The following is a 5691-nucleotide window of genomic DNA, read 5'->3' as shown; positions in this document are numbered from 1 at the left end:
CCAAGCTTGCCCAGCACGGGGCGATCAAGGAAGCCGTGGTGCTGGCTCGCGAAGACGTGCCGGGGGCCAAGCGGCTGGTGGCGTACTTCACCGTGTACGGTGACGAGCACCGCATCGAGATCGAAGCCCTGCGGACTCAGTTGCAAGCGCAACTGCCGGAACACATGGTGCCGGCGGCCTATGTGCAGCTTGAGGCATTGCCGCTGACCCCCAACGGCAAGCTGAATCGCAAGGCGTTGCCGGCACCGGACCAGGCGTCGGTGATTAGCCGTGAGTACGAAGCGCCGCAGGGTGAAGTCGAAGTCGCCATTGCCGGCATCTGGCAAGACTTGCTGGATCTGGAGCGGATCGGTCGCCACGACAATTTCTTCGAGCTGGGTGGGCACTCGCTGCTGGCGGTGAAAATGATCGAACGCATGCGCCAGGTCGAACTGTCCGCCGATGTGCGGGTGCTGTTCGGCCAGCCGACCCTGGCTGCGCTGGCTGCTGCTGTCGGTACCTGCACGGACGTCGTGGTGCCGGTCAACCGGATCCCGCACGACTGTTCACGGATTACCCCGGACATGCTGCCCCTGGCCGATCTGGACCAGGAGGCCATCGACCGGATCGTGGCCACTGTGCCCGGCGGCGTCGCCAATGTGCAGGACATCTACGCCCTGGCACCTTTGCAGGAGGGTATTCTGTATCACCACCTCGCGGCGGCCCAGGGTGATCCTTACCTGCAATACGTGATGTTTGGTTTCGACAGTTTTACCCGTCTGGAAGATTTTGCCCAAGCGTTGCAAGCGGTCGTTGCCCGCCACGACATCCTGCGTACGGGCGTGGTCTGGGAAGGCTTGGCCGAGCCGGTGCAGGTGGTCTGGCGTAACGCGCAGCTGGCTATGGAAGCGGTAGCACTGGACCCGACGGCAGGCGATATTGCCGCGCAACTGCACCAGCGCTTCGATCCGCGGCACTACCGCCTGGATGTACGCCAGGCGCCGATGATGCGCATCGCTTATGCGCAAGACCCGGCGAACCAGCGCTGGGTGGGCATCCTGCTGTTCCATCACCTGGTGGACGATGCCACTTCCCTGGCTGCGCTGGCGGCGGAAATCGAGGCGCACATGCTTGGCCAGGCCCAGCGTTTGCCAACATCGGTGCCATACCGCAACTACGTGGCCCAGGCGCGCCTGGGGGTGAGCCGCGAGGCCCACGAGGCGTTCTTCCGCGACATGCTGGGTGGCCTCGACGAACCGACGCTGCCGTTCGGCTTGCAGGATGTGCAAGGTGACGGCAGTGGTATCGAAGAGGTTCGCCAGGATGTCGACGGGGACCTGAGTCGCCGGGTGCGAACCCAGGCCCGTCAGTTGGGCGTCAGCGCCGCCAGCCTGTATCACCTGGTCTGGGCACAGGTGCTGGGCAAGGTGTCGGGCAAGGACGACGTGGTGTTCGGCACCGTGCTGGTGGGGCGGATGCAGGGCGGCGAGGGCGCCGACCGTGCGTTGGGCATGTTCATCAATACCTTGCCGTTGCGGGTGAGCCTGGGGCAAACCGCTGTCGGTGCCGGTGTGAAGGCGACCCATGCACGCTTGACCGCGTTGCTCGGCCATGAGCACGCCTCCCTGGCCCTGGCGCAACGGTGCAGCGACGTGGAGGCGCCGACGCCGTTGTTCAGCGCCTTGCTCAACTATCGTCATACCGGGGCAACGGCGTCGACCGAGGCGTTGTCGGCCTGGGAAGGTATCCAGATACTCAGCGGCGAGGAACGCACCAACTATCCGCTGACCTTGAATGTCGATGACCAGGGCGAGGCGTTCAGCTTCACGGTCATGACGCCGGCACGGATGGGCGCACAACGCATCTGCGGTTATGTGCAGCAGGCGTTGCAAGGGTTGGTCCGAATGCTCGAGCAGACACCGGACGCCCCCCTGCACGATCTGCCGATTCTGCCCGCAGCGGAGCGCGAGCAGTTGTTGGTGGCGTTCAATGCCACCGACGCTGAATATCCGTTGGAACAGACCATTCACGGGTTGTTCGAGGAACAGGTGCAGCGCACGCCGGATGCACTGGCGGTGCTGCATGGCGGGCAGCGCCTGAGCTATGCCGAGTTGAACGAGCGGGCCAATCAGTTGGCGCATTACCTGCGCGGGCAGGGTGTGCGGCCGGATTCGCGGGTGGCGATCTGTGTCGAGCGTGGCCTCGACATGGTGGTCGGGTTGCTGGCGATCCTGAAAGCGGGTGGCGGTTATGTGCCGCTGGATCCGGCGTATCCGGCGGATCGGATTGCCTACATGCTTCAGGACAGCGCCCCGGCGGCGGTGTTGGCGCAGACGGCGACTCTCGGGTTGTTGGCCGGAGCTTCGATGCCGGTGATTGATTTGGGTAGCGGGCTCTGGCAGGACGAGCCCGTCTCGAATCCGCAGGTGCCAGAACTGACCTCGGCGCATCTGGCCTATGTGATCTACACCTCGGGTTCCACCGGTTTGCCAAAAGGCGTGATGATCGAACACCGCAACACGGTGAACTTCCTGACCTGGGCGCACCGTTCGTTTGACTCGAAAACCCTGTCGAAAACCCTGTTCTCGACCTCGCTGAACTTCGACCTGGCCGTGTACGAGTGCTTTGCACCGTTGACCAGCGGCGGCAGCATCGAAGTCGTCACTAATGTGCTGGAACTGCAACACGGTGAGCACGACATCACCCTGATCAACACTGTGCCATCGGCGCTCAAGGCCCTGCTGGAGTCCGGTGGCTTGGGCGAGGGTGTGGACACGGTCAACGTGGCCGGCGAAGCCCTCAAGCGCAGTCTGGTGGAGGCGCTGTTCGAACAGACTTCGGTCAAGCGTCTGTGCAACCTCTATGGCCCTTCGGAAACCACGACCTATTCGAGTTGGGTGTCGATGGCCCGTGAGGACGGCTTTGCCGCGCACATCGGCAAACCGGTCGCCAACACTCAGTTCTACCTGCTGGATGAACACAAACAGCCAGTACCGCTGGGCGTCCCAGGGGAAATCTACATCGGTGGTGCCGGTGTCGCGCGGGGTTACCTGAACCGTGATGACCTCACTGCCGAACGCTTCCTCAAGGACCCGTTCAGCAGCGAACCGAACGCGCGGATGTACAAGACCGGCGACCTCGGCCGCTACCTGCCGGACGGCAATATCGAATACCTGGGCCGTAACGACGACCAGGTGAAGATCCGTGGTTTCCGCATCGAACTGGGCGAGATCGAAGCCAAGCTGGCCCAGCACGACGCCGTGAAGGAAGCGGTGGTGCTGGCCCGCGAGGACGTGCCCGGCGATAAACGTCTGGTGGCTTACTTCACTCAGTCCGAAGCGGTGGACATCGAGACCCTGCGCAGCCACCTGCAAGCACAGTTGCCGGCCCACATGGTCCCGGTGGCCTACGTACACCTCGACGCACTGCCGCTGACCCCCAACGGCAAACTCGACCGCAAGGCCTTGCCGGCACCCGACAGCAGCGCGTTTTCCCTGCGTCTTTATGAAGCCCCTATGGGTGACACCGAGATGAAACTTGCCGCGCTGTGGGCCGAGTTGCTGAAGGTCGAGCGCGTCGGCCGTCATGACCATTTCTTCGAATTGGGCGGACACTCGTTGTTGGCCGTGGCGCTGATCGAACGCATGCGCAAGGAAGGCATGGAGGCCGATGTGCGTGTGTTGTTCGGTCAGCCGACGCTGGCGTCGGTGGCCGCGGCGGTGGGGCAGGTGCAACGCATTGAAGTGCCCGAGACGAAGATTCCGGCGCTCACGCGTCAGCGACGTATCTGAACCCCTGGGAGCCTGTCTGCTGGTGGCGATGTTGGCTGGGCTGACGTCATCGCGAGCAGGCTCGCTCCCACAGGGTTCAGGGTGTTTCCCCGATGTTATGCACCTTCACGATCCAGGGTGGGGGCGAGCCTGCTCCGGGCGGCGATCCGACGATAGCGGTGGGCCTGCTCCCACAGGATTTACCTGCGCCTGCCCCCCGCCGGGACTTGTCCCTGCTTCCCATGACAGACATGCCCTACCGAATGCTCTATTTTTTTTTGGCCTGTAAGGAGACAGTCCCGGAGACGGACCTCCTTCGGTTGAACATGGCGATATTCATTGCTTTGGCCCGCACGCGGTGATCGGCCGGTCCACTGCCAACTCTCGCGTCCAGGCGAAACGTGTCTGCAAACCACATTGATCGTCAACCACTCCGAACCAGAAAAGCAGGTCCTTCGATGCAATTCAGCGAACTGATGGCAGCGCTTTCCAAGCACCCGATTCGTCTCCAGCAGGATGGCGAAAACCTTGTGATCGAGGGCGATGACGAAGGGCTGGAGAGCACGGTATGGGACAGTCTGGCCTTCCATAAGCATGAACTGCTCGCCCTGGTGGAGCGAAACGGTGGCAACTGGTTGAGTCCGGCGTTCCGCATCACACCGGACATGTTGCCGCTGGCCAGTCTGACTCAGGAGCAGATCGACCGGATCGTCGACGGCGTGCCCGGTGGCGCCGGCAATGTTCAGGACATCTACCCGCTGGCGCCCTTGCAGGAAGGCATTTTCTACCACCACCTTGCCGCAGAGCAGGGCGATCCCTATGTGTTGCAGACCTTGTTCGGAGCGGACCAGCGGGCCCGGCTGGATGATTTTCTCCAAGCCTTGCAAGGCGTGATCGATCGCCACGACATCTTGCGCACTTCGGTGGTGTGGGAGGGGTTGGAAGAGCCCATGCAAGTGGTCTGGCGCGAAGCCACTCTGGCGCTGGAGGAGCTGGTGCTCGATCCGGCCGAGGGCGATATCGAGCGGCAACTGCACCAGCGTTTCGATACCCGGCACCACCGTCTGGACCTGGGCCGGGCGCCGTTGATGCGTCTGGTCTTTGCTGAAGATCGGGCTAACAGCCGCTGGGTGGCGATCCTGTTGTTCCACCACATGGCGCTGGACCATGCAGCCCTGGAGTTGGTGCAGCATGAGATGCAGGCATTCCTGCTCGGCCGGGCCGATGCATTGCCCGAGCCGGTACCTTTTCGCAACTACGTGGCGCAAGTGCGCCTGGGCATAGGTGCTGAAGCCCATGAAGGGTTCTTCCGCGAGATGCTGGGCGATGTCGATGAGCCGACCCTGCCATTCGGCCTGCAAGAGGTGCAGGGCGCAAGCGCGGGCATTGAGGAGGCAACACTGACGCTCGCCAGCAGCCTGAGCCAGGGCTTGAGGAGCCAGGCGCGTCAGCTCGGCGTGAGTGCCGCGAGCCTGGTCCACCTGGCCTGGGCCCAGGTGTTGGGACGCGTGTCGGGACGCGATGATGTGGTGTTCGGCACCGTGTTGATGGGCCGGATGCAGGGCGGCGAGGGCGCCGACCGCGCGCTGGGTATGTTCATCAACACCCTGCCGTTGCGGGTGGAGGTAGGTGCGCAAGGTGTGCGCGCCGGGGTCAAGGCGACCCATGCACGCTTGACCGCGTTGCTCGGCCACGAGCACGCCTCCCTGGCCTTGGCCCAGCGTTGCAGCGGTGTGGTCGCACCCGCGCCGCTGTTCAGTGCCTTGCTCAACTACCGCCACACCGGCACGGCGACTTCGACCGACGCGGTGTCTGCCTGGGACGGTATCCAGGTGCTCGGTGGCGAAGAGCGGACCAACTACCCGCTGATGCTCTCGGTGGACGATCTTGGCGAAGATTTCAGCCTCACCGTCCAGGCGGTGAGCGGGATTGGCGCGCCGCG

2 protein-coding genes are annotated in these 5691 nt (G+C 63.5%); both read left to right on the top strand.

Annotation, left to right across the window (positions count from 1 at the left end):
* Positions 1–3770: non-ribosomal peptide synthetase (locus FBY02_RS27870; RefSeq protein ID WP_144931739.1), on the top strand; the 3770-nt coding region annotated here is incomplete at its 5' end.
* A gap of 437 nt (positions 3771–4207) precedes the next feature.
* On the top strand, positions 4208–5691 hold a 1484-nt coding region (locus FBY02_RS27865; protein ID WP_256667500.1), incomplete at its 3' end, for a condensation domain-containing protein.

It is taken from the genome of Pseudomonas sp. SJZ078, assembly GCF_007828255.1.
Classification (GTDB): Bacteria; Pseudomonadota; Gammaproteobacteria; order Pseudomonadales; family Pseudomonadaceae; genus Aquipseudomonas.
This window is presented reverse-complemented; position numbering and strand designations above follow the sequence as displayed.